Origin of the sequence: Pseudoalteromonas shioyasakiensis (assembly GCF_024518675.1) — a bacterium.
GTDB lineage: Bacteria > Pseudomonadota > Gammaproteobacteria > Enterobacterales > Alteromonadaceae > Pseudoalteromonas > Pseudoalteromonas shioyasakiensis_B.
Window position 1 is genome coordinate 89720 of sequence record NZ_JANIGL010000007.1, and the last position, 21442, is coordinate 111161.

Here is a 21442-nt window from a genome sequence, read left to right on the forward strand (position 1 = left end):
GGTATAAATAAATGATGTTCCATGACTCCATGGCGATTGCTCAAGAAAAAATGACAAAGGTATGTATCTTTTTAGAACGTCATGCATTACCACCTTCACCGCTTAATTATAATGTTATTTATACCTATGTAAGCCAAGCCAACGCTGACCTTAATGCAACTTTAGACCGCGCTGTTGCCCTTGGTCAAGAAATAGATAGTGTCTACATAGAACAGCTTTACTTTGATCATATGGACCAAGCCCACCAGACGGAAACGTCAATGGTTCGTAATGTTGACGGCATTATCAATTCACTCTCACGTAGTGCCAAGTCAACCGAGCACGATATTGTGCGCTTTGCCAACCAAGTTAGCGATTGTGTTCATTCTCTTGATGAAAACAATGTGCAAAAAAGCCGACATGCGCTCGATACCCTAAGCAAGCAAACAGCACAGTTACTTAATCAACATCAACAGTTTAAACAAGAACTAAGTAAAGCGAAAAAACTACAAGAAAAAACCCAACAACAGCTAGTGCAACTTCGCAAACAACATATCACGGATCAACAAACTGGCTTATACAAACGCCATTATTTAAACCAACAAACTCAGCTTTGGTTAAGTCAAAATAAATCTGTATGTGCGATTGCCATACAAATTGATAACTTAGAGCACTTTATCACTAACTATGGCGACATGATTGGCGAAGTTATTTTAAATAAAGTGGCCAAGCAAATTCAAAAATACGTGCTTGAAAGTGGCCTACCAGGTCGCACCAGCAAAGATGCCTTTACCATTTTATTAGCTGACATTGACCCTGAAACCGCTAACGTTATTGCCGAAAAGGTCCGTAATGGGGTTGAAAAATTACGTTTTGTTAGCTCTAAAAGTGGCCTTAAATTACCCACAATTGACTTATCTCTTGGTATTGCAAAACACCAAGATGAAAAAGACTTTAATGTACTTGCACGTAAAGCATCTAATGCAGCCTATAAAGCGAAGTCACTAGGGCAAAGCAGCTTTATTGCAGGGCAATAACCTCGCGCTTGATCCACAAGCATTTTTTCTATAATCAAATTGCACCTCAGGGGTACTATCAAGTACACTAGTCTCTATTACCACGATAGAGATTTATCATGAACGAGAATCAAGAAAAAACCACGCATTTTGGCTATAAAACCGTTGCCGAAACAGAAAAAGCTTCGATGGTTGCCGATGTTTTTCACTCCGTTGCGGCAAAATATGACGTAATGAACGATCTCATGTCTTTTGGTATTCACCGCTTATGGAAGCGCCAAACCATAGCAAGCTCTGGTGTTCGCAAGGGCCATCACGTGCTTGATTTAGCCGGTGGCACAGGCGATTTAACCGCAAAGTTCAGTCAACTTGTTGGCGACACCGGCCAAGTAGTATTGGGTGATATTAATTCATCAATGCTAAAAGTCGGTCGTGAAAAACTTCATAATTTAGGCCTTGTTAGCAATATTGATTATGTGCAAATGAATGCCGAGGCACTGCCATTTCCAGATAACAGCTTTGATTTGATCACCATTGCGTTTGGACTACGTAATGTTACCGATAAAGATAAAGCGCTGCGTTCTATGTACCGTATTTTAAAGCCCGGTGGCCGTTTATTAGTATTAGAGTTTTCTAAACCTGAGCATGAAGTGTTGAGTAAGGCCTACGATTTCTACTCATTTAATTTGTTACCTAAAATGGGTGAACTCGTTGCTAACGACTCAGAGTCATACAAATATCTAGCTGAATCAATCCGCATGCACCCAGATCAAGATACCCTGAAAAGCATGATGGAAGACGCGGGCTTTGAGCAAACCACTTATCAAAATTTAACCGGTGGTATCGTTGCCTTACATCGTGGCTTTAAATATTAAAAAACTCTATCAAAACCGACTAAGGTGTTGTTATGTTAACTAACTTTATTGTTGCGCTAGTTGAACGCATTTTAAATACCAGCTTAAAACTTGATAGCACCTTAATCGATAAACTGGAGCCTGTGTCACATAAACGATTGCTTATTGACATACGTGATTGGCAACAACAGTTTTTATTAGTCTTTACCGAGCAACATCTTCACTTATACAGCACCAATGAAAAACAATTCGACTGTATGATTAGTGGTGATATAGACACTCTCATCGCACTTAAAAACCCAGCTATGTTGACCCAGTTAATTCGCCAAGATAAGTTGGACTTACAGGGTGATTTAAACATAGCTCAAGGCTTTAGCAATGCATTTTCAGCTATGGATATCGATTGGCCGGAACACTTTTCTCGCTACTTAGGTGACGCTCCCGCACAACAGTTATGGCAAATAATGCAAAACGCTAAACGCCAAGGTTTAGTTACAGACAAAAAAGTGGCAGCGACCTTAACCCAGTTATGTCAAGACGAACTCAAAGTGACCATTCACCCACTTGAGCTTGACCAGTTCAAACAACAAACACGTCAGCTCAAAGGTCAAGTCGCTCAACTTGAGCAACGTATCAACCAATTACTTCAGCTCCACTAAGTCAGTAAGGATTATTTGTGTCAGCAGCTCGGCTTTATTACATTACCAAAACCCTGCTTAATTACGGTTTAGATGAGTTAATTCCAAACAAAAAGATTCCTTGGTATGGCAAAGTTGGCCGTGCTGGTTTATTTTGGCTTAAAAATAAACATAAAGAAAAACCAGCAGGGTTACGCTTGCGCCTAGCGCTACAACAACTAGGCCCGGTTTGGATTAAGTTTGGTCAAATGCTGTCAACGCGGCGAGATTTGCTGCCATTAGATATCGCGTTAGAGCTAGCGCTATTGCAAGATAAAGTGCAACCATTTGATGGTGAGCTTGCACAACAATTAATTGAAAATGCTTTAGAGATTAATGACATTAGTGAATGCTTTAGTGACTTTGAACAAACACCATTAGCGTCAGCATCTATCGCACAAGTACATACTGCAACATTAATTGATGATAATAATCAGCCACAAGAAGTCGTTATCAAAGTTATTCGTCCTGATATTAAAAATCAGATTGACGCTGATTTAGCACTGATGGAAAAATTTTCTAAGGTCGTCGCTAAATTAATCAATGAAGCAAAAAGATTACGCCCTGTTGAAGTTGTTAAAGAGTACAAGAAAACCTTACTCGATGAGTTAGATTTAATGCGCGAAGGTGCTAACGCCATACAATTAAAGCGCAATTTTGAAGGGTCAGAGTCACTTTATATTCCTTATGTTTATAGTGATTATAGTCGTGTCAATGTACTGGTGATGGAACGTATTTACGGTATTCCAGTTTCAGATACTGATGCATTAGTTGCACAAAATACTAATATGAAACTCCTTGCAGAACGTGGTGTTGAGGTATTTTTTACGCAAGTGTTTCGTGATAGTTTTTTTCATGCAGACATGCACCCAGGCAATGTATTTGTCTCTTATGACACCCCAGAAAACCCAAAGTTTATTGGTATAGACTGCGGTATAGTTGGTACGCTTAATAAAGAAGATAAGCGCTATCTAGCCGAGAACTTCATTGCCTTTTTCAACCGAGATTACCGCCAAGTAGCCCAGCTGCATGTTGACTCTGGTTGGGTACCTAAAGATACCAGTGTTGAAGAATTTGAATTTGCTATTCGCACAGTCTGTGAACCTATTTTTAATAAGCCCTTAGCAGAAATTTCTTTTGGGCACGTGCTCGTCAACCTTTTCAATACAGCTCGTCGCTTTAATATGCAAGTTCAACCACAATTAGTGCTATTACAGAAAACCTTACTGTATGTTGAAGGACTCGGAAGACAACTATATCCGCAACTTGATTTGTGGCAAACAGCGAAGCCTTTTTTAGAAGATTGGGTAAAACAGCAAGTAGGGCCGTTGTCGGTACTGAAGCAAATGTATGCTAACTTGCCTTTTTGGGCCGAAAAAATGCCCGAATTACCTGATTTAATCTATTACAACTTAAAACAACAACACAAAGCAATTGAACCGTGCGCAGCACCAGCGTCACATAAACCCCTTATAATGGGGGTGTTTGCAGGCGCTGCGATGATAGTTTCAGGCCTGTGTTACTTACAAAGCGACATAATCGCCAGTAGTATTGCAGCTAGCTGTTCATTAATTGGTTTTATATTAGCGTGGCGTAGCGCATAAACTAAGTGCTATTTACATTTTGCTGAGTATAATCAGCGTAAACATACAATGAGATTTGGAGTAAATCATGGGTTTTGGTGGTATTAGTATTTGGCAATTATTAATTGTTCTAGCAATCATAGTATTACTTTTTGGCACAAAGAAACTTCGCGGTATCGGTGGTGATTTAGGCAATGCTGTAAAAGGTTTTAAAAAAGCAGTTTCTGATGATGAACAAGCGAAACCCACTGATAATATAGAACAATCGACTAATTCAGTGCACAGCAAAGAAACGGCTGACAAAAGCAAAGAAGACCATAAGGCTTAATTAAATGGGCATGTGGGAACTTGTTATTGTATTAATTGTTGGCCTAGTTGTACTCGGCCCAGAGCGGCTGCCTGTTGCAATTCGAACAGTAAGCCGCTGGGTTAAGACGATAAAATCAATGGCAAACTCAGTAAAAGCTGAAGTAAATGAAGAGCTGCGTGTACATGAGTTGCATCAAAACCTAAAAAAAGCCGAACAACAAAGCATGCAAGACTTAAGTCCTGCAGTAAAAGACTCTGTTAACGAGCTAAAAAAAGCCGCTGATTCTGTAACCCACAGTTATAAAAAAAATTCCCCCGAGCAAAGCGATAAAGTGAATATTGATGAACAAAAATGAAATTATTTTTGCACTCTGTGGTCTATTAATAGGTAACAATTAAATTATGGCAGAGCAAACTCAATCAGGCTTTGTTGGTCATTTAATTGAATTACGCAATAGATTAATGAAGGCTTTATTAGCTATTTTGCTATTTTTTATTGCCTTTGTTTATTTTGCAAATGACATCTATAGCTTTGTTGCTGCACCACTGGTTGCACACTTACCAAGTACTGCAACCATGATAGCTACAGATGTAACAGCACCCTTTTTTGCACCGTTCAAACTAACCTTATTTGTTGCTTTATTTGCGGCAATTCCGGTTATTTTACACCAAATTTGGGGGTTTATTGCACCGGGGCTATATCAACATGAAAAACGCATGTTAATGCCAATATTAGCATCAAGTATCATCTTGTTTTATAGCGGTATTGCTTTTTGCTACTTTGTAGTTTTGCCAATTATATTGGGGTTTTTTACCAGTGTTGGTCCTCAAATGATGACCCTTGCACCAGATATAAGCAGCTACTTAAGCTTTGCTTTAAAGCTGTTTTTTGCCTTTGGTGTCGCATTTGAAATTCCTGTTGCAATCATGCTGTTATGTTGGAGTGGTGCAACAACAACGCAAAGCTTGAAAGAAAAACGACCTTATATTGTGGTAGGTGTCTTTGTGGTGGCTATGTTTTTAACCCCACCAGACGTACTTTCACAAACATTATTAGCATTTCCGATGCTACTGTTATTTGAATTGGGATTAATTTTAGCGGCTTTTTACAGCGCTAAGCCTCAGCAAGATGAGTCAGAGGAATAAATGAAAAAACAAATATTACCAATAATAGCACTTTTAAGTGCATCAACGGTTTATGCCGATGAAGTGAACTTACAAGCACTGCAAGCCTGTACCTTGGTTGAAAATGATTTTAATCGCCTCTTATGCTATGACAACACTATGGCAGGAAAATCATTAAGTAAACCAACAACGACTAAACAATTAACCCCTGCTGATACGGCCGCTCCTGCTGCAACAGCCGGTGCAGTGGTAGCTACTGATCAAATAGTAAAAACAAAAAATGAAGACTTTGGTTTAGAACATAAAGAAGCAACTAAAGGCAATGATGATGAAATCACCGCAGTGGTTACCGATGTCAAACAAGCCCCTTATGGTGAGTTAATTATAACCCTTAATAATGGTCAAAAATGGCGTCAAATAGGTTCTGACCGTATGCGCCTAAATAGCGAAGATACAGTTGTTATCGAGCGAGGAATGTTTAATTCATTCCTACTGAGAGTGCAAGGGAAAAACAATTCAATTCGTGTGAAACGTACCAATTAATGACGCTAATGCTAACCGATGCAGGTGTAAACCTTACTAATCATCAATTTGATGATCAGCATGAGGCTGTTATTACACGTGCTAAAGCACAGAATATTAGTCAAATGCTGCTTATTGGTTGCGATATCGCAAGCAGCCAACAAGCACTGTTTTTAGCAAATAAATATAAACTCCTTGCGACGGCCGGTATTCACCCTCACGATGCTAAAACCGCCACCGAACAATTAGAGCAACAGTTAACGACTCTGGCACAACAAACTGAAGTAGTGGCGATTGGTGAATGCGGCTTAGACTATAACCGTGATTTTTCACCTCGGGATACACAAAGAAGTGTGCTTACTCGCCAGCTTGTTCTTGCAGAGCAACTCAACTTACCTGTTTATCTGCATGAACGTGATGCTAGTGAAGATATGCTCAGAATTTTAAAGCAACATAAGATACGCGGTGTACTTCACTGCTTTACTGGGGATAAGGATGCGTTAACGCAATACCTTGAACTGGGCTTATACATAGGTATTACTGGCTGGGTATGTGATGAGCGTCGCGGTCAAGCGTTGCAGCAGCTGATACCTAGCATTCCCTTAGAGCGCTTACTCATAGAAACAGACGCGCCCTTTTTAATACCTAGAACAATAAAACCAAAGCCAAAATCACGTCGTAACGAGCCCAGTTATTTACCTTATGTGTGCCAGACAATCGCGACATTGAAAGGCGTAGACTTTGCAACGGTAGCGAAACAAACTACACTTAATTTTCAACAGTTATTCAACCCTAAGGCCTAATAATGAAGTGTGCTTGGTGGTTGCTATGCAGCTTTATTTTTTTTACTGCGTCTTCGGCTTTTGCAACAGACATAATACTTGATAAGCAAGTTAGCCGTTTGCAGTTCATTCCATTTGAATATATTGCCCAACCACTTACACCAGAACAAGCAAAAACATCAAATGAATGGCAAGCTGCCAGCAGCCAAAACTTGAACTTAGGTATGCGCTATAAAGTGGCTTGGTTGCGCGTTAAGCTGATCAATAAAGAACAAAATGAACTAGCGAGTCTACTCTCTATTGATAACCCACTATTAGATAAAGTGTCTGTTTATCATTATCAGCAAAATAAGACTTTACTGTTTAAAGAAATAGGCGATGCATTGCCATTAAAGAACCGGCAAATTAAAAATGAGTCACTCTTAGTAAAACTAGTACTCCCACCTCAAAGTAACAGTACTTTATTGTTACGGGTTGAAAACCAAGCTGGCTTAAGAGTGCCATTAAGTCTGTGGCAAAGTGATGAATATTTAAAATATAAAAGTAAATTTAACCTGCTATATGGCTTGCTCGTAGGCTTTATTTTATCACTTGCCTTAACTAGTTTTGTGCTATTTGGTTTTTCAAGAAAGCACTACTTTGCACTATGCGGTAGTGTGCTGGTTACCCTGTGGCTGTTGCTTATCTACCTTTACGGCTTTGGCTACCGTTATTTTCACCCCTCACTGCCTAGCCTACAGCAACTAGCGATCCCTAGCATGCTGTTAGTCACGAGCTGCTTATTTAAACCTTTATTTGAGCAATTAAGAACTTATAGCTTCAAGCAAATAGATAAGGTACACACTGGGTGTAACTACCTTGTATTCATAAGTTTATTTGTTGCTTGCTGGTTCCCTACCCCCGTATTTGTCAGCTACAGCTTAAGTATTAGTCTGTTATTGATGCTATTACACAGCACAATTATCGCTTTGCATATTAAACATAGCCGTAATCAACCTCTTAATGCGTTACTTATAGGGGCTATAATTTACGCTGCATCCTTGGTTTACTTAAATATTGTGGTATTCAATCTCTTTAACTTAGACTCACGAAGCTTGCCTTTTATGTTCATTAGTTTTCTGCTCTGCTCGTTGAGTTTAAGTTTTGCCACCATTAGGCATTTCATCATTGAACGCGATGCCCAAATTGCCTTACAACAGGCTCAAATAGCACAAAATGAAGCCCAAGACGTGCTATTACAGGAACGTTTAGCGCTACAAGAACAAGCTCGGCAAGACTTAGAAAGTAATATTGAAGAGCGCACTTTTGAACTACAAGTAACTTTACGGGAGCTGGAAGAGAAAAACCGCGCTCTAGAACTACTTAATATGGAAGACCCATTAACGAAAGTTAAAAACCGCCGTTATTTCGATAAAAAGTTGGTTATGGATTTACGCCGCTCTCGCCGAGAGCAAACGCCTTTAGGTATTATTATGCTAGATATCGATCACTTTAAAGTGATCAACGATAACTATGGCCACTTGATCGGCGACCAAACTATTCGCGCTGTAGCAGATATTATAAAAAGCCATTTAAAGCGCCCCCTTGATGAAGTTGCTAGATATGGTGGTGAAGAGTTTGTCGTGTTACTCCCCAACACGCCGATATCCGGTGCTTTAGAGATTGCCGAGTCTATTAAACAATCAATAATGAATACAACGATTACTATTGCCAACTCAGATATAAAATTTACAATTAGTGCTGGTGTCTATAGCGCTATCGCAGAAGATACTAATAACCCAGGATTATTTACTGATTGCGCAGATAAAGCACTTTATCATGCCAAGCAAAATGGCCGTAATCGGGTAATTAGCTTTCCAATTTTAGACTAGGAGCAAATAATGGCCCAATCAGGTCTGGATCTTTTTCCTTATACACGCATGCGCAGAATGCGTCGTAATGACTTTTCCCGCCGGCTAATGGCTGAAAACCAGCTGACTGTAAATGATTTAATCTACCCAGTATTCGTACTTGAAGGAAAAAATCGCCGCGAAAGTATAGAGTCAATGCCTGGGATTGAGCGCTTATCAATTGATTTATTGCTAATAGAAGCGCAAGAGCTTGTTGATTTAGGCGTACCTGCTGTGGCTATTTTCCCCGTCACCCCTGCAGATAAGAAATCGCTATTAGCTGAACAAGCGTATAGTGATGATGGCCTTGCACAGCGCACTGTTCGCGCATTAAAGGCCGCATTTCCAGAGCTTGGAGTGATCACCGACGTCGCACTTGACCCATTCACAGTGCATGGCCAAGACGGTATTATTGATGACGAAGGCTATGTAATAAATGACGTTACGACCGAGATTTTAGTAAAGCAAGCGCTATCACATGCAGAGGCTGGCGCAGACGTTGTTGCTCCTTCAGATATGATGGATGGCCGTATTGGTGCTATTCGTGAAGCGCTTGAAGCCGACGGTCATATACACACTCGTATAATGGCCTATTCTGCGAAATATGCATCAAGTTACTACGGACCCTTTCGTGACGCGGTAGGCTCGGCAGGTAACTTGAAAGGCGCAGATAAAAAAACCTATCAAATGGATCCGGCAAATTCTGATGAGGCAATTCGCGAAGTCGCCTTAGACTTACAAGAAGGCGCCGACATGGTTATGGTAAAGCCAGGCATGCCATATTTAGATATTGTTCGTCGCGTTAAAGACGAGTTTGGCGTGCCAACCTTCGCTTATCAGGTCAGCGGCGAATATGCCATGCACAAAGCGGCCATTGATAATGGCTGGTTAGCAGAAGAGGCAACAATAATGGAATCACTATTAGCGTTTAAACGCGCAGGTGCTGATGGCATTTTAACGTATTTTGCCAAGCAAGCAGCTCAGTGGTTAAAGAAATAACGACTTAGCAGTCTAATGCTGCTTTAAGTTAAAGTGGCATTAACTTAATCAATTGCTGTAAATTGACCTGAAACAGTTTTACTACAGGTTCTTACTCTCCAATATATAAACCTTTAACTTACTCTTTTTGTTCACCTGATATCCTCCTAAAAACCATAAGATGAATTAGACTATAAGAGTAATGACTGCTGTTGATTAAGAGCAAATCATCTATAAACAATTTTATTAGAAATTATTATGACGAATGTTTCTTTATAAATTTATGAAAGGGTTTTTGGTAATAGCAACATCTTCCCATATGATTAGCAGCTAGTTAATTACGGACATAAATAGTTATCTTACAAAACAAAAAACCCGCAACAAGTGCGGGTTTTTTTAAGAGTTTAAGTGACTAATTACTTAGCAGCTTTTTTCTCTTTTTCTGCAGCGATTACAGTGTCAGCTACGTTTTGTGGACATGCTGCGTAGTGTGAGAACTCCATAGAGAACTGACCACGACCTGATGTCATTGTACGTAGTGAACCGATGTAACCGAACATTTCTGATAACGGAACGTCAGCTTTAATGCGAACGCCTGTTAAGCCAGCTTCTTGGTCGCTTAACATACCACGACGACGGTTAAGGTCACCGATTACGTCACCAACATGATCTTCTGGCGTGAACACGTCAACTTTCATGATTGGCTCAAGAAGTTGTGCACCCGCTTTAGGGATCGATTGACGGAAAGCGCCTTTAGCAGCGATTTCGAATGCGATTGCAGATGAATCCACCGCGTGGAAGCCACCGTCGAAAAGCTCAACTTCAACGTCAAGTACTGGGAAGCCAGCTAGAACACCTTCGTTCATCATTGACTTAAAGCCTTTCTCAACTGCAGGCCAGAATTCTTTAGGTACGTTACCACCAACAACTGATGAAGTGAACGTGAAGCCTGAATTCGCTTCGCCTGGTTTGATGCGGTAATCAATCTTACCGAACTGACCAGAACCACCTGATTGCTTCTTGTGCGTGTAGCTATCTTCGATTTCACGAGTGATAGTTTCACGGTAAGCAACCTGTGGTTGACCAACAACAAGGTCTACGCCGTAAGTACGCTTAAGGATATCTACTTTGATATCTAAGTGAAGCTCACCCATACCTTTAAGGATAGTTTCGCCTGAATCTTCATCAGTCTCAACTTGGAAAGATGGATCTTCTGCAACCATTTTACCGATAGCAATACCCATTTTCTCATTACCGCCTTTATCTTTAGGCTGTACAGCAATCGAGATTACTGGAGTTGGGAATACCATTGGCTCAAGAGTTACTGGGTGCTTAGGATCACATAGAGTGTGACCAGTTTGCACGTTTTTCATACCTACGATGGCGATGATATCACCAGCTTGTGCTGAAGTAAGCTCTTTACGCTCATCTGCTTGCATCTCAACCATACGGCCAACACGCTCAGTTTTACCAGTAAACGCATTAAGGATAGTGTCACCCTTGTTAAGCTTACCAGAGTAGATACGTACGAACGTTAATGCACCAAAACGGTCATCCATGATTTTGAATGCTAGCGCTTTGAATGGTTCGTCAGCAGATACAATTGCATGCTCGCCGTTTTCGTTACCATCTTCATCCATAAGAGGTTGAGGATCAACTTCTGTAGGTGCCGGTAGGTAATCAACAACAGCATCAAGTACAAGTTGCATACCTTTATTCTTGAACGCAGAACCACAGAATGTTGGGAAGAAAGCAAGGTCACGAGTACCTTTACGGATACAACGCTTGATATCTTCTAAAGAAGGTACTTCACCTTCCATGTACGCTTCCATTAGGTCATCGTCTTGCTCTACAGCAGTTTCGATAAGCATCTCATGGTATTCTTCAGTTTTTTCTACCATGTCTGCAGGAACGTCTGTGATTTCGTAGTTTTCTGGAAGACCAGTCTCATCCCAGATGTATGCTTTTTTAGTAAGCACGTCTACAACACCAACGAAATCATCTTCAATACCGATTGGTAAAGTCATGATTAGTGGTACTGCACCAAGTACTTTACGTACTTGCTCAGTTACACGGTAAAAATCAGCACCCATACGGTCTAATTTGTTTACGAAGATGATACGTGCAACTTCAGATTCGTTAGCATAGCGCCAGTTAGTTTCTGATTGTGGCTCAACACCACCAGAACCACAGAATACACCAACACCACCGTCTAATACTTTAAGTGAACGGTAAACTTCAACTGTGAAGTCAACGTGTCCAGGAGTATCGATAACGTTGAAACGGTGATCTTTCCAGAAACAGCTTACTGCCGCAGACTGGATAGTAATACCGCGCTCAGCTTCTTGATCCATGAAGTCAGTTGTAGATTCACCATCATGAACCTCACCTGTTTTATGGATAGTACCTGTAAGCTTCAGGATACGCTCAGTAGTAGTGGTTTTACCCGCATCAACGTGCGCGAAAATACCAATGTTTCTGTACTTCGATAAATCTGCCATTATTTTACTCTTAATAAAGTCGAAAAATTATTCGGCGGGAGTATAGCATTAGTTAAAGCGAACATCACCATAGAAGTCGCTTAAAATGCAATCAATTCTAGAAAATTTTTTTGCTTACAGATATATCAATGTTGTTAAATAGCTAAAACTGCGTAATTAGAAACAATTTAGTCTAGCTTTATCAGCCATTTAATTGCCTTTAATCCATTTTATAGCAACGTTCTGGTCGACCAATGCTACCGTAGCTTTGGTCGGCTCCCACTTGCTCAGCTTCCAATAAATATTCTAAATAACGTCTTGCTGTTGAGCGGCTAACCCCAACGAGATCGCCCATTTGCTGAGCGGTGAAAGGTGTTTTTTTGTTCGCATTAAAAGCATCTAAAATTTTTCTTAATGTAAGTTGATCCACACCTTTAGGCAATCTAGTTGGTGCCTTACTTTGCTCGTTTGAGCCAAATAGCGTATCAACCATAGATTGCGTTACTTCATTGGCATCTGACAAACATTGTTGACGCGCTTCAAAACGAGCCAACGCTTGATCAAGACGAGGTAACATGAGTGGTTTTACTAAGAAATCGCAGGCACCTAATTGAATCGCTTTTTCTAAAGTTTCGACTTCTTTTGCCGCGGTGAGTAGCATCACGTCACTTTTAATTGCTTGAGCGCGTAGCTCAGTTAATAAATCCAACCCATTACCATCCGGTAAATGAATATCTAATAAGATGAGATCTGGCTCTATTGCTTTTAACAGACCATGAGCTGTTGCTAGGTTTGCAGCTATACCGACCACTTGATACTGCCCTTGGCGTAAACTTTGCCGCGTAGTTTGGTTACCCGCGGTACCATTTGGCAACAACAAATATTGTGCTAACAATTGCGCAACTTCGACTTCATCTTCGATAATGACCACTGAATATGTCATTTGCTATCACTCTTATTGTTTTCTTTGGGAATATAAACGCTTAATCGAGCGCCCTTTAAATCTGATTCACCAATCTCTAAACTTCCACCACATGAGTCTAAATTGGTTTTAACTAAATATAGACCTATACCATGTTCAGCTCCTGACTTTGAGCTATATTGTGGGCTGAATATCACTCCATGATCACTACCTAAACCAGTACCGCTGTCTTCAACATCAAATAAAAATGTTTTATTTGTCTCATCAACCGTTACTCTTACATAGGGCTTACGGAGCTCTGCTGCACAAATTGCCGCTTCAATTGCATTATCAATTAAATTACCTAGAATTGACACTACTCGTTCAATCATCTCTTTACGTGCAATTGCGCCAAGTAAACTGTCTGGGTTTAATTCTAATATCACATTAAGCTCTCGCGCTTTATGGTACTTGCCTACCAGTAAACCGGCTAGTACAGGGTCTTGAATACGCTCTAGTAAGTGATGTATCTGTGCTTGTGAGCCTTGACTTTCTTGGCCTATCAACTCAATCGCTTTGTCTGCTTCCCCCATTTGAATTAATGCACCTATGAGATTAAGTTTATTAGAATAATCATGAGTTTGAACACGTAGTAACTCAGCAAAGGCTTGAACTTTAGTGAGCTGCTGGCTCATATATTCAAGCTCATCAGCAGGGCGCAAGGTTAATAAAATACCATCTGCTTGACCTTGTACTTGCAACGAAAAACGAGACAGCACTAAACGTTTATCTGCAGCAAATAATTCAAAACCAACCATTTTGCGACGTTGATTACGCAATAAAAAACCTGCATGTTCAGGCAGCAAATCACTGAGCATTAAATCCTGCTCACTATAGGCCGTCGGTTTATCCAAAATTTCGCATGCTCGCTGCGTTAATTTACGCACGCGCCCATCCGGATCTAGGGCTATTACACCACTGCGCATGGTGTTTAAAATCGCGTCTTGCTCTGAAAATAACCGGGCGATTTCATCTGGCTGTAAACCAAAAATAGCGTTACGAACACGTTGACCAATAAACACAGCAGCTAAAATACTGAGTACCACCAATAACAAACCCCAAGCAACTATTTCAACAATACGTGCCTGAATCAAAGGCTCTACTGACTGCACCAAAAACCCAACAGATACCAAACCAATGATATTTTTTTGTTCATCGTATACAGGAACTTTACCGCGAATCGACTCTCCTAAACTGCCTTGTGCTACAGATATATAGCGCTCTCCTTGAAGGGCTTCTTGACTGTCTCCACCCACCATACGCTGCCCTAACTTATTTTTATCAGGATGAACGATACGATTCGCATTTGTATCCCCAATAACAATAAAATCTGCCCCAGTAAGCTGACGCAGATTTTCAATTTCTTGGTTGATTGTCACTAGATTACGTGAGCCTTTTAATGCCTGCACAACATCATCACTTGATGCAATACTCGTGGCAACAGCCAGCGCTTTATCACCAATATGGCTATGCAAGCTTTGAGCTGTAATTTGGTACACCAAACCACCAAACAACACAGCTTGTAATATACATAGCCCTGTTACCCAAATAATTAGCCGTGTTTCTAAACGTTTAGGAGTCTTAACTATGCTGTGCAATGGATTTCGCTTTTTGGTGTACTTCATACTCAACCTTAACTTTTAGGCATGCTTTTGACTCGCTTTGAGTGCGGCTTTATCAGCACGCCGCTGAGTTATAAAATCTTTTAGTGGGAATAACAATACTAAGAGCGAAATAACAAAAATACTCAACGTGAGAGGACGCTCCCATAAAAAGCTTAGCGAACCATCAGAGAGCATCATCGAACGACGGAAGTTACGTTCAATCATATCCCCTAAAATAAATCCTAGTAGTAAAGGTGCCATTGGGAAAGCTAATATTCTTAACACCAAAGCTACCAGCGCAAAACCAACCATCATGAATAAATCAAACGTATTAAAAGAGACCAAATAAACCCCTATTAAGCTAAAGAATAGAATCATGATAGTGAGCACTGATTTAGGCATTGCCAATACTTTTGCAAAGTAAGGGATCAGTGGTAAATTTAAGATAAGTAGTACAATGTTGCCAAAGTACATACTAACGATCACAGCCCAAAATACACTTGGATTTTCTTCCATCAACATTGGCCCAGGCTGAATACCGTAAGCAATCAATGCACCTAGCATGATAGCCGTAGTGCCAGAGCCTGGAATACCTAACGTTAATAATGGCACAAAAGAACCAGTACAGGCCGCATTATTTGCCGATTCTGGCGCAGCTAAACCACGCAATGAACCTTTACCAAATTTATCTTTTAATGCTTTTGGTGCTAAGTTACGCTCAGTTGCATACGCCATAAAGCTGGCAATCGTCGCCCCAGCTCCAGGAAGCACACCAACAATAAAACCAAGGATAGAAGAACGGCCTACACTCGGCGCCATTTCTTTCACTTCAGCTTTACTCAGTTTGGTTGAACCAATCTGCGGTGTATCAGAATCGTTAATGCTCTTCACTTCTTTTTTCTCAGGACGAACAACATTAATTAATGCCTCAGCCAGCGCAAACGTTGCCATCGCCACTAATAAAAAGCTTATACCATCAAGTAAATCTGCTTGACCGAATGTAAAACGCTCAGTGCCCGATGAGGGATCAATACCCACTGTAGCTAGCATTAGACCAAACACCGTCATCATCATGGCTTTTAAAAATTGCCCTTTATTAGAAAATGCAGCAATGGCGGTTAATCCCAAAAACATCAACACAACGTAATCAGGTGATTGGAAACTTAGCGACACTTTTGCCAATAACGGTGCGGCCACCATCAATAAAATCGCGCCGATTGTGCCGCCAATAAAGGAGGAATAAGCTGCGATTGCCAACGCTTTACCGGCATGGCCTTGCTTAGCTAACGGGTAGCCATCAAAAGAGGAAGCTACCGTGCCTGCAACACCAGGAGCATTAATTAAAATAGACGATGTTGAGCCACCAAAAATAGCGCCGTAGTAAACACCCGCCATTAATATCATGCCTGAATCAGCACCAATGCTATAAGTAATTGGGATCATTAACGCGATCGCGGTAATAGGGCCAAGACCCGGTAGCATGCCGATAAATGTACCAACAAAGCACCCTACAATAACGTACAACAAATTATTCCAGTCGAGTACGGTCGACAAACCCAGCATAATTCCATCAAACATAACTTAACTCCACAGATCGCCAGGAACCAAATAAATACCGAGTATTTGGGTCATTAAAAACCAAAAAACCACTACAACAGGAATAGACGCAAGCAGTAGAATCTTTTTCCGTCGTTCCCCCATCACAAAAAAGCCCACTAATAAAAAAATACTCGTAGAGATTAAGAAACCAATTGGCTCCAGCGCCGTACTGTATAAAACCATCAACACTAACAAGCCGAAGGTGCGTAATACATCTCTCTTATCTAGGCGTTGTTCAGGCTCCTCTTTTTGCTCTTGAGGCTTTAATAAGGTCGCTCCAATGGATAATAAACACACCAAAATACCAAACCCAGCATATACTTTAGGTAAGGTGGCAGAGGTCACCATTTCATACTCTTCAAATGGAAGGAGTGGTATTTGCCATGCAACAATGGCGTATAAGGTAAATAGCGCCAAGAATAAACTTGGCCCTAGTAATTCGCGGTTTAACATCATTAGCCCCGATTAACGTAATGTACGAATAAAGCCGAGCTCTTCCATAACGACTCTAAGCTGTGCTTCTTGCTGCTCAAGTGACTTTATAAACTGCTCCTTTTCTTGAAACAGGTTTAACCAGCCGTTACGAGCACGCACGGTTTCCCATTCAGGAGTGCTTTGTAGCTTGCGTAACTTTTCGGTGTACTGTGCAAGTTTGTTATCTGGTAAGTTTGGTGCTGCAAAAAAACCACGCCAGTTAACAAATTCCATGTCGTAGCCCAATGATTTAAGTGTAGGGATCTGTGGATAATCAGGTAAAGGCTCCCCAGAAGTGACAGCCAAAATACGTGCTTGACCACCATTAGCAACTTCTAGCGCCTCACTCAAGCCGGTAGAGAGCAAGTTAACCTCGCCAGATAACAGCCCTGCTTTAGCTTTGCCACCAGCATCATATGGAATATAACGTAAACGTCGTCCATCAAGGCCTGCTGACTTAACCGCTTGAGCAGCAACCAAATGATCCATACTGCCACGAGCCGAACCACCAGCAACCTTGACTGAACCCGGATTTTTTTTCATTGCAGCAATCACATCTTGCCACGTTTTGTAAGGAGAGTCGTTTCGCACTACAAAAGCACCATAGTCGGCAACCATGCTCGCTACAGGTGTTAAGTCTCGATAGCTGTAAGGAATTTTCCCTGATAATGCTCGCAACACAATAGGTGTTGAGTTAACCATTAAAATATCACCCTTTTTCGTACCTGACTCAATTAAGTAGGCAATTGCACGACCACCACCGCCACCTGACATGTTTTGAAAAGATGCATTATCTTCAATTCCTGCTTTTACTAAACCTTCACCGACCCCACGAGCTGTGGTATCCCAGCCTCCGCCAGGGCCTCCAGGTACTAGGAAGTGAATATCAGCCATTGCAAATGGGCTACTTAGTACCAGCGAAGCGGCCAGCACTGTGGTTTTAAATGATTTAAACGTTTTTGTAAGCAACTTCATGTTTTATGCCCCTTAAAATAAGTACTGAATACGAGCGGCTAAACCTAAGCCATCGTCTTCGTCACCAATTAAGTCATCAGCACCAGGGCCTTCAACTTCAGAATAAACTAGGTTAGCCATAAACTTAACTTGTGAAGAATAATAATAATTGGCACCCGCAGTATAAGTGGTCACTTCAGTACCTTGTGACTCAGATGTTGCATCTGCACCACTGAAACGAGCAACGAGCTCCCATGCGTTTTTCACGCCTTTTGGTTGAGAAAATACCGCGCTGCCTTTTGAGTATTTCTTTTGTGAACCATCTAAAAAGTAGCTTGCTGTAACGGCATACGCGTCAAAACGCTCGCCATTTAGTGCAGAGCTATTATCCAATGTGTCGATTTCTCGTATCGCATATTCAGCCTCAACACTGAACCCTTTATTTTGATAAGCCGCTTCAAGACCAACTTGCTCGAAGCTATTTAAACGTACTAACTCTCCACCAGCTGCATAATTAAGTAATCGGGTATTCGTACTGCGTACTTCCCCACGAGCAAGTGCACCTGTTAACACACGTCCGCCCATATCACGTTTTGAATACCAGCTACCTAAATGTAATACGCCATTATCTAAATCTTGTTGCCATGTTAAACGCCCTGTTAGTGATAGAGCGAGCGAACCATCATCGTTATTGTTACCATTAGCGCCAAAGGCTTCATTTTTATAAACACCGACGGCATAGCGTAAACCTGTATCTTTAAAATATTGGTATACCGATGTACCCCACTGAAAATAAGGCGAAACGTTATCTGCAAGCGAGCTACGCTCAATAGTGGCTATATGCTTAGAACTGGTTAGTGCATTTAAAGAAATATCTTCGCGTAGCTTACCCACCTGTACTTTTAAACCATTACCAAAACCACTGTAGCGCAATCGGGCCATAACGATTTCACCTGTGTCATCAGCAAAATCGAGTAGTAATTTGTTATCCCAATCACTGTGTTCACTTTCAACATATAATCGAGCACGACGAACAAACAAATCACTCGCCGCTTCCCCTGAACGATTAGGACCCGCGTTGTAAGCACCATCAAAATGGTTATAGTCCACCTGCAAACGACCACCAAATTCAAGACCAAAAGCTTTATTACCTTTTAGCGAATCAACTTCTTTTTGCAGTTCATCTAATTGTTGTTGCAACTTATCAGTATCGTTATCAGCTAGAGCCGAAGTACTAGCTAACGCTGCTGCTATAGCGAGCGCTAATTGTGTGCTACTTGCTTTCATTTGTGTTCTCCATACTCATTTTTATAATCGTTTGTTGTCAAAGATCAGGTACTACCTACTACGATCTAAATCGGAGCATAGTGTTAACGTGAAATTAACGAAATATTTAGAAGTTAAGCTGCATTGATCAGTGTAAAAAGCATTAACACCATAAAGTTCATGAACAATATATACTTAATTACTTATTAGTTTAATTTACAATACCCTGATTTCTATATTATGGATCGCTAAGCCATTGATGTGTACTCTTGGCATGCGTGCGAGCAAAGACACGCTTAACTGGCAACAGCAAAATGAGGGCGTTGTGATCGAACTGACTGACAGCGGCACGGGCATTGCCAACCCCGATAACCTCTTTGTGCCATTTTACTCAACCAAAGCACAAGGCGCAGGAATCGGCCTCGTGATCAGTCGCGAATTGATACGCAACCAAGTGGGCGAGCTGAGCATCAGAGCACGACAAAGCTCACCAGGTACTTTAGTTTTAATTACACTTACGGCATTCAAATAAATAGAGAGTCCTAACCATAACGAACAAGCTATGACCATTTATGCTCTTTTCTTGTACTAAGTATTTGTTTTATTTGTATCTTTAATGCACAAATGAAATAAATGATAACTATTTGCAAATAGCTATTGACACTTCACCAAATCTAACTGATAATCAATATCAACAAGGCGATAGAGTATTGCGACTTGTACAGAATAAATTTGTTTCTCGACCCTGAAACAATGTGTAGTCCACATTAAAAGCTAAGGTTATCTGTTATTAACCGCAACGCCCCTTGATGTTGATACCAGATGACCGCCCTACTTGCTACATTGCTCATATCGGTGACGGTAGATATGAAACTAAAAAGCCCTTACGGGCTTTTTTTATGTCTAAAATTCACATACCACATTTATTCTTTCTGTAATTATCTAAATAAAATAAAGAAAAACAACAAATTAAACTTAATGAGAATTATTTTCAAATAGCTGTTGACACTTAGTCAAATCTAACTGATAATCAATATCAACAAGACGATAACGCACTACGGCTTGTACGGAATAAACTGAATTTGTTTCTCGACCCTGAAACAACGTGTAGCCCACGTTAAAGCTATGGTTACCTGTTATTAATCGCAACGCCCCTTGATGTTGATAACGGGTAACCGCCCTACTATTTTACTTGCTACATTGCTCATATCGGTGACGGTTGATATGAAACTAAAAAAGCCCTTACGGGCTTTTTTTATGTCTGTGATTTATGGCTTGAAGAACTTTAGCAAAAGTTAACGACGATTTTTTCGTGCTCGCGCTCGGCGTTGTTTCTTCTCTTCTTCTTTCGCTGCTTTTTTGGCTTCAGCTGCAGCGCGAAGTTCAGCAACCATTACTTCTTCCTCTTCACGCATGGCTGGTGTTTCCATGGTAATTCGACCAATTATGCCATCACGTAATTCATTGATAAGAATTTCTGACATTTTATAAGTATCGATTTGATTACCACCGCGAATACAACCGCGCTTTTTGCCCGCCATCTCAACAAATTCCCAATCGCTTTGCGGTAATTCATCAATTTTATAACGCGCCTGCAAAAGCTCAGGGTAGGCATGCAATAAATATTCAGCGGTATAACTGGCTACTTCTTCATAATCAAGCGCGGTATCACGAATCGCACCCGTTGCCCCAAGGCGATAACCCGAGTTTTCGTTTTCCACTTTAGGCCATAACATACCTGGTGTATCGTAAAGCATAATACCATCTTCAAGTTTAATACGTTGCTGCGCTTTGGTTACCGCAGGTTCGTTACCCGTTTTTGCCACTATACGACCTGCTAAGGTATTAATCAGCGTAGACTTGCCCACATTCGGGATGCCCATGATCATGGCTTTAATTTGCTTATCAGCACCCACTTTATGTGGCACCAGCTTTCTACATAATTCATTAATACTATGAACTTGCCCCGCTTTATCATTACCGAACGCAATGGCTTTTACACCACTTTCTTGCTCAAAGTAATCTTTCCACGCCTGGGTCATTTTAGGATCAGCCAAATCAGCCTTATTCAAAATTTTGATGACCGGTTTGCCTTCGCGCAGACTTGTTACCATTGGATTTTCACTACTGTAAGGAATGCGCGCATCAAGCACTTCAATGATCACATCCATCTGTGGCATGATTTCTTTAATTTCATTACGGGCTTTGTTCATATGCCCAGGGAACCACTGTATTCCTGCTCTACTCATTTGATTTATATGACCTTTAATTTCAGGCCGTAGGCCATGGGTACTAATGTGGGTACTAAAAGTAAAACTATGCTTTTGTACTTTTGGTTTATTGGTAGAGTTTACTACAAAATAGCAATCTAATTCTTGATTAAATTTATA

Annotated in this window: 20 protein-coding genes; 12 read left to right on the forward strand and 8 right to left on the reverse strand. The window is 40.8% G+C overall.

Annotation, left to right across the window (positions count from 1 at the left end; genetic code table 11):
* Positions 1 to 29 precede the first annotated feature (29 nt).
* From NQT69_RS16850 to hemB, 11 genes are all read left to right on the forward strand, one after another.
* On the forward strand, positions 30 to 1016 hold the full coding sequence (locus NQT69_RS16850) for a GGDEF domain-containing protein (RefSeq protein WP_256828923.1): 987 nt from the start codon (positions 30 to 32) through the stop codon (positions 1014 to 1016).
* Between the two features lie 98 nt (positions 1017 to 1114).
* Positions 1115 to 1870 carry a bifunctional demethylmenaquinone methyltransferase/2-methoxy-6-polyprenyl-1,4-benzoquinol methylase UbiE gene (gene ubiE, locus NQT69_RS16855; protein ID WP_256828838.1) on the forward strand — a complete coding sequence of 252 codons (756 nt, stop codon included), beginning with the start codon at positions 1115 to 1117 and terminating at the stop codon, positions 1868 to 1870.
* Positions 1871 to 1902: 32 nt separating this feature from the next.
* A complete protein-coding gene (locus NQT69_RS16860; protein ID WP_256828839.1) occupies positions 1903 to 2508 on the forward strand; it encodes a ubiquinone biosynthesis accessory factor UbiJ in 606 nt (201 codons plus the stop codon).
* Between the two features lie 17 nt (positions 2509 to 2525).
* Complete coding sequence (gene ubiB / locus NQT69_RS16865; RefSeq protein ID WP_256828840.1) at positions 2526 to 4130, forward strand: ubiquinone biosynthesis regulatory protein kinase UbiB; 1605 nt, start codon at positions 2526 to 2528, stop codon at positions 4128 to 4130.
* A 67-nt stretch (positions 4131 to 4197) separates the two neighbouring features.
* The gene (gene tatA / locus NQT69_RS16870) at positions 4198 to 4437 is read left to right on the forward strand and encodes a Sec-independent protein translocase subunit TatA (protein WP_256828841.1); all 240 of its coding nucleotides are present in this window, start codon (positions 4198 to 4200) and stop codon (positions 4435 to 4437) included.
* A gap of 4 nt (positions 4438 to 4441) precedes the next feature.
* Entirely contained in the window at positions 4442 to 4774 is a 333-nt protein-coding gene (gene tatB, locus NQT69_RS16875) for a Sec-independent protein translocase protein TatB (RefSeq protein WP_256828842.1), read from the forward strand.
* 46 nt (positions 4775 to 4820) lie between these two features.
* Positions 4821 to 5564: a twin-arginine translocase subunit TatC gene (gene tatC / locus NQT69_RS16880; protein ID WP_256828843.1), complete on the forward strand. Its 744-nt coding sequence runs from the start codon at positions 4821 to 4823 to the stop codon at positions 5562 to 5564.
* Positions 5565 to 6086, forward strand: a complete 522-nt coding sequence (locus NQT69_RS16885; protein ID WP_256828844.1) for a hypothetical protein — start codon at positions 5565 to 5567, stop codon at positions 6084 to 6086.
* Positions 6086 to 6868: a TatD family hydrolase gene (locus NQT69_RS16890; RefSeq protein ID WP_256828845.1), complete on the forward strand. Its 783-nt coding sequence runs from the start codon at positions 6086 to 6088 to the stop codon at positions 6866 to 6868. The genes NQT69_RS16885 and NQT69_RS16890 overlap by 1 nt, the downstream gene beginning before the upstream one ends.
* Positions 6869 to 6870: 2 nt before the next feature.
* A complete protein-coding gene (locus NQT69_RS16895; RefSeq protein ID WP_256828846.1) occupies positions 6871 to 8718 on the forward strand; it encodes a sensor domain-containing diguanylate cyclase in 1848 nt (615 codons plus the stop codon).
* Positions 8719 to 8727: 9 nt separating this feature from the next.
* The gene (gene hemB, locus NQT69_RS16900) at positions 8728 to 9735 is read left to right on the forward strand and encodes a porphobilinogen synthase (RefSeq protein ID WP_256828847.1); all 1008 of its coding nucleotides are present in this window, start codon (positions 8728 to 8730) and stop codon (positions 9733 to 9735) included.
* A 395-nt stretch (positions 9736 to 10130) separates the two neighbouring features.
* Here the strand turns inward: hemB and fusA are convergent, their stop codons facing one another.
* The 7 genes from fusA to NQT69_RS16935 form a co-directional block, all read right to left on the reverse strand.
* Positions 10131 to 12215 (reverse strand): elongation factor G, encoded by a 2085-nt coding sequence (gene fusA, locus NQT69_RS16905; RefSeq protein WP_256828848.1) that lies wholly within the window; start codon positions 12213 to 12215, stop codon positions 10131 to 10133.
* Between the two features lie 199 nt (positions 12216 to 12414).
* Positions 12415 to 13137 carry a response regulator gene (locus tag NQT69_RS16910; RefSeq protein ID WP_256828849.1) on the reverse strand — a complete coding sequence of 241 codons (723 nt, stop codon included), beginning with the start codon at positions 13135 to 13137 and terminating at the stop codon, positions 12415 to 12417.
* A complete protein-coding gene (locus NQT69_RS16915) occupies positions 13134 to 14780 on the reverse strand; it encodes an ATP-binding protein (RefSeq protein WP_256828850.1) in 1647 nt (548 codons plus the stop codon). The genes NQT69_RS16910 and NQT69_RS16915 overlap by 4 nt, the downstream gene beginning before the upstream one ends.
* Before the next feature lie 15 nt (positions 14781 to 14795).
* On the reverse strand, positions 14796 to 16337 hold the full coding sequence (locus NQT69_RS16920; protein ID WP_256828851.1) for a tripartite tricarboxylate transporter permease: 1542 nt from the start codon (positions 16335 to 16337) through the stop codon (positions 14796 to 14798).
* A gap of 3 nt (positions 16338 to 16340) precedes the next feature.
* Positions 16341 to 16811, reverse strand: coding sequence for a tripartite tricarboxylate transporter TctB family protein (locus NQT69_RS16925; RefSeq protein WP_306174093.1), 471 nt, complete (start codon positions 16809 to 16811; stop codon positions 16341 to 16343).
* Positions 16812 to 16823: 12 nt separating this feature from the next.
* Complete coding sequence (locus NQT69_RS16930; protein WP_372823426.1) at positions 16824 to 17807, reverse strand: Bug family tripartite tricarboxylate transporter substrate binding protein; 984 nt, start codon at positions 17805 to 17807, stop codon at positions 16824 to 16826.
* A 12-nt stretch (positions 17808 to 17819) separates the two neighbouring features.
* Complete coding sequence (locus tag NQT69_RS16935) at positions 17820 to 19073, reverse strand: OprO/OprP family phosphate-selective porin (protein WP_256828853.1); 1254 nt, start codon at positions 19071 to 19073, stop codon at positions 17820 to 17822.
* A 238-nt stretch (positions 19074 to 19311) separates the two neighbouring features.
* Here NQT69_RS16935 and NQT69_RS16940 point away from each other — a divergent pair, with 238 nt between their 5' ends.
* Positions 19312 to 19584: an ATP-binding protein gene (locus NQT69_RS16940; protein ID WP_256828925.1), complete on the forward strand. Its 273-nt coding sequence runs from the start codon at positions 19312 to 19314 to the stop codon at positions 19582 to 19584.
* Between the two features lie 763 nt (positions 19585 to 20347).
* Here NQT69_RS16940 and ylqF read toward each other — a convergent pair.
* A complete protein-coding gene (ylqF, locus tag NQT69_RS16945) occupies positions 20348 to 21301 on the reverse strand; it encodes a ribosome biogenesis GTPase YlqF (RefSeq protein ID WP_256828854.1) in 954 nt (317 codons plus the stop codon).
* Between the last annotated feature and the right edge of the window lie 141 nt (positions 21302 to 21442).

What these genes read in the sequence shown, in the direction of transcription:
- NQT69_RS16850 (WP_256828923.1), top strand. Translation starts at nt 30, where the DNA reads ATGGCGATTGCTCAAGAAAAAATGACAAAGGTATGTATCTTTTTAGAA.
- NQT69_RS16925 (WP_306174093.1), bottom strand. Translation starts at nt 16,811, where the DNA reads ATGTTAAACCGCGAATTACTAGGGCCAAGTTTATTCTTGGCGCTATTT.
- tatB (WP_256828842.1), top strand. Translation starts at nt 4,442, where the DNA reads ATGGGCATGTGGGAACTTGTTATTGTATTAATTGTTGGCCTAGTTGTA.
- ubiE (WP_256828838.1), top strand. Translation starts at nt 1,115, where the DNA reads ATGAACGAGAATCAAGAAAAAACCACGCATTTTGGCTATAAAACCGTT.
- NQT69_RS16915 (WP_256828850.1), bottom strand. Translation starts at nt 14,780, where the DNA reads ATGAAGTACACCAAAAAGCGAAATCCATTGCACAGCATAGTTAAGACT.
- NQT69_RS16920 (WP_256828851.1), bottom strand. Translation starts at nt 16,337, where the DNA reads ATGTTTGATGGAATTATGCTGGGTTTGTCGACCGTACTCGACTGGAAT.
- NQT69_RS16895 (WP_256828846.1), top strand. Translation starts at nt 6,871, where the DNA reads ATGAAGTGTGCTTGGTGGTTGCTATGCAGCTTTATTTTTTTTACTGCG.
- NQT69_RS16940 (WP_256828925.1), top strand. Translation starts at nt 19,312, where the DNA reads ATGTGTACTCTTGGCATGCGTGCGAGCAAAGACACGCTTAACTGGCAA.
- NQT69_RS16890 (WP_256828845.1), top strand. Translation starts at nt 6,086, where the DNA reads ATGACGCTAATGCTAACCGATGCAGGTGTAAACCTTACTAATCATCAA.
- ylqF (WP_256828854.1), bottom strand. Translation starts at nt 21,301, where the DNA reads ATGAGTAGAGCAGGAATACAGTGGTTCCCTGGGCATATGAACAAAGCC.
- fusA (WP_256828848.1), bottom strand. Translation starts at nt 12,215, where the DNA reads ATGGCAGATTTATCGAAGTACAGAAACATTGGTATTTTCGCGCACGTT.
- NQT69_RS16910 (WP_256828849.1), bottom strand. Translation starts at nt 13,137, where the DNA reads ATGACATATTCAGTGGTCATTATCGAAGATGAAGTCGAAGTTGCGCAA.
- NQT69_RS16860 (WP_256828839.1), top strand. Translation starts at nt 1,903, where the DNA reads ATGTTAACTAACTTTATTGTTGCGCTAGTTGAACGCATTTTAAATACC.
- tatA (WP_256828841.1), top strand. Translation starts at nt 4,198, where the DNA reads ATGGGTTTTGGTGGTATTAGTATTTGGCAATTATTAATTGTTCTAGCA.
- hemB (WP_256828847.1), top strand. Translation starts at nt 8,728, where the DNA reads ATGGCCCAATCAGGTCTGGATCTTTTTCCTTATACACGCATGCGCAGA.
- NQT69_RS16930 (WP_372823426.1), bottom strand. Translation starts at nt 17,807, where the DNA reads ATGAAGTTGCTTACAAAAACGTTTAAATCATTTAAAACCACAGTGCTG.
- NQT69_RS16885 (WP_256828844.1), top strand. Translation starts at nt 5,565, where the DNA reads ATGAAAAAACAAATATTACCAATAATAGCACTTTTAAGTGCATCAACG.
- NQT69_RS16935 (WP_256828853.1), bottom strand. Translation starts at nt 19,073, where the DNA reads ATGAAAGCAAGTAGCACACAATTAGCGCTCGCTATAGCAGCAGCGTTA.
- tatC (WP_256828843.1), top strand. Translation starts at nt 4,821, where the DNA reads ATGGCAGAGCAAACTCAATCAGGCTTTGTTGGTCATTTAATTGAATTA.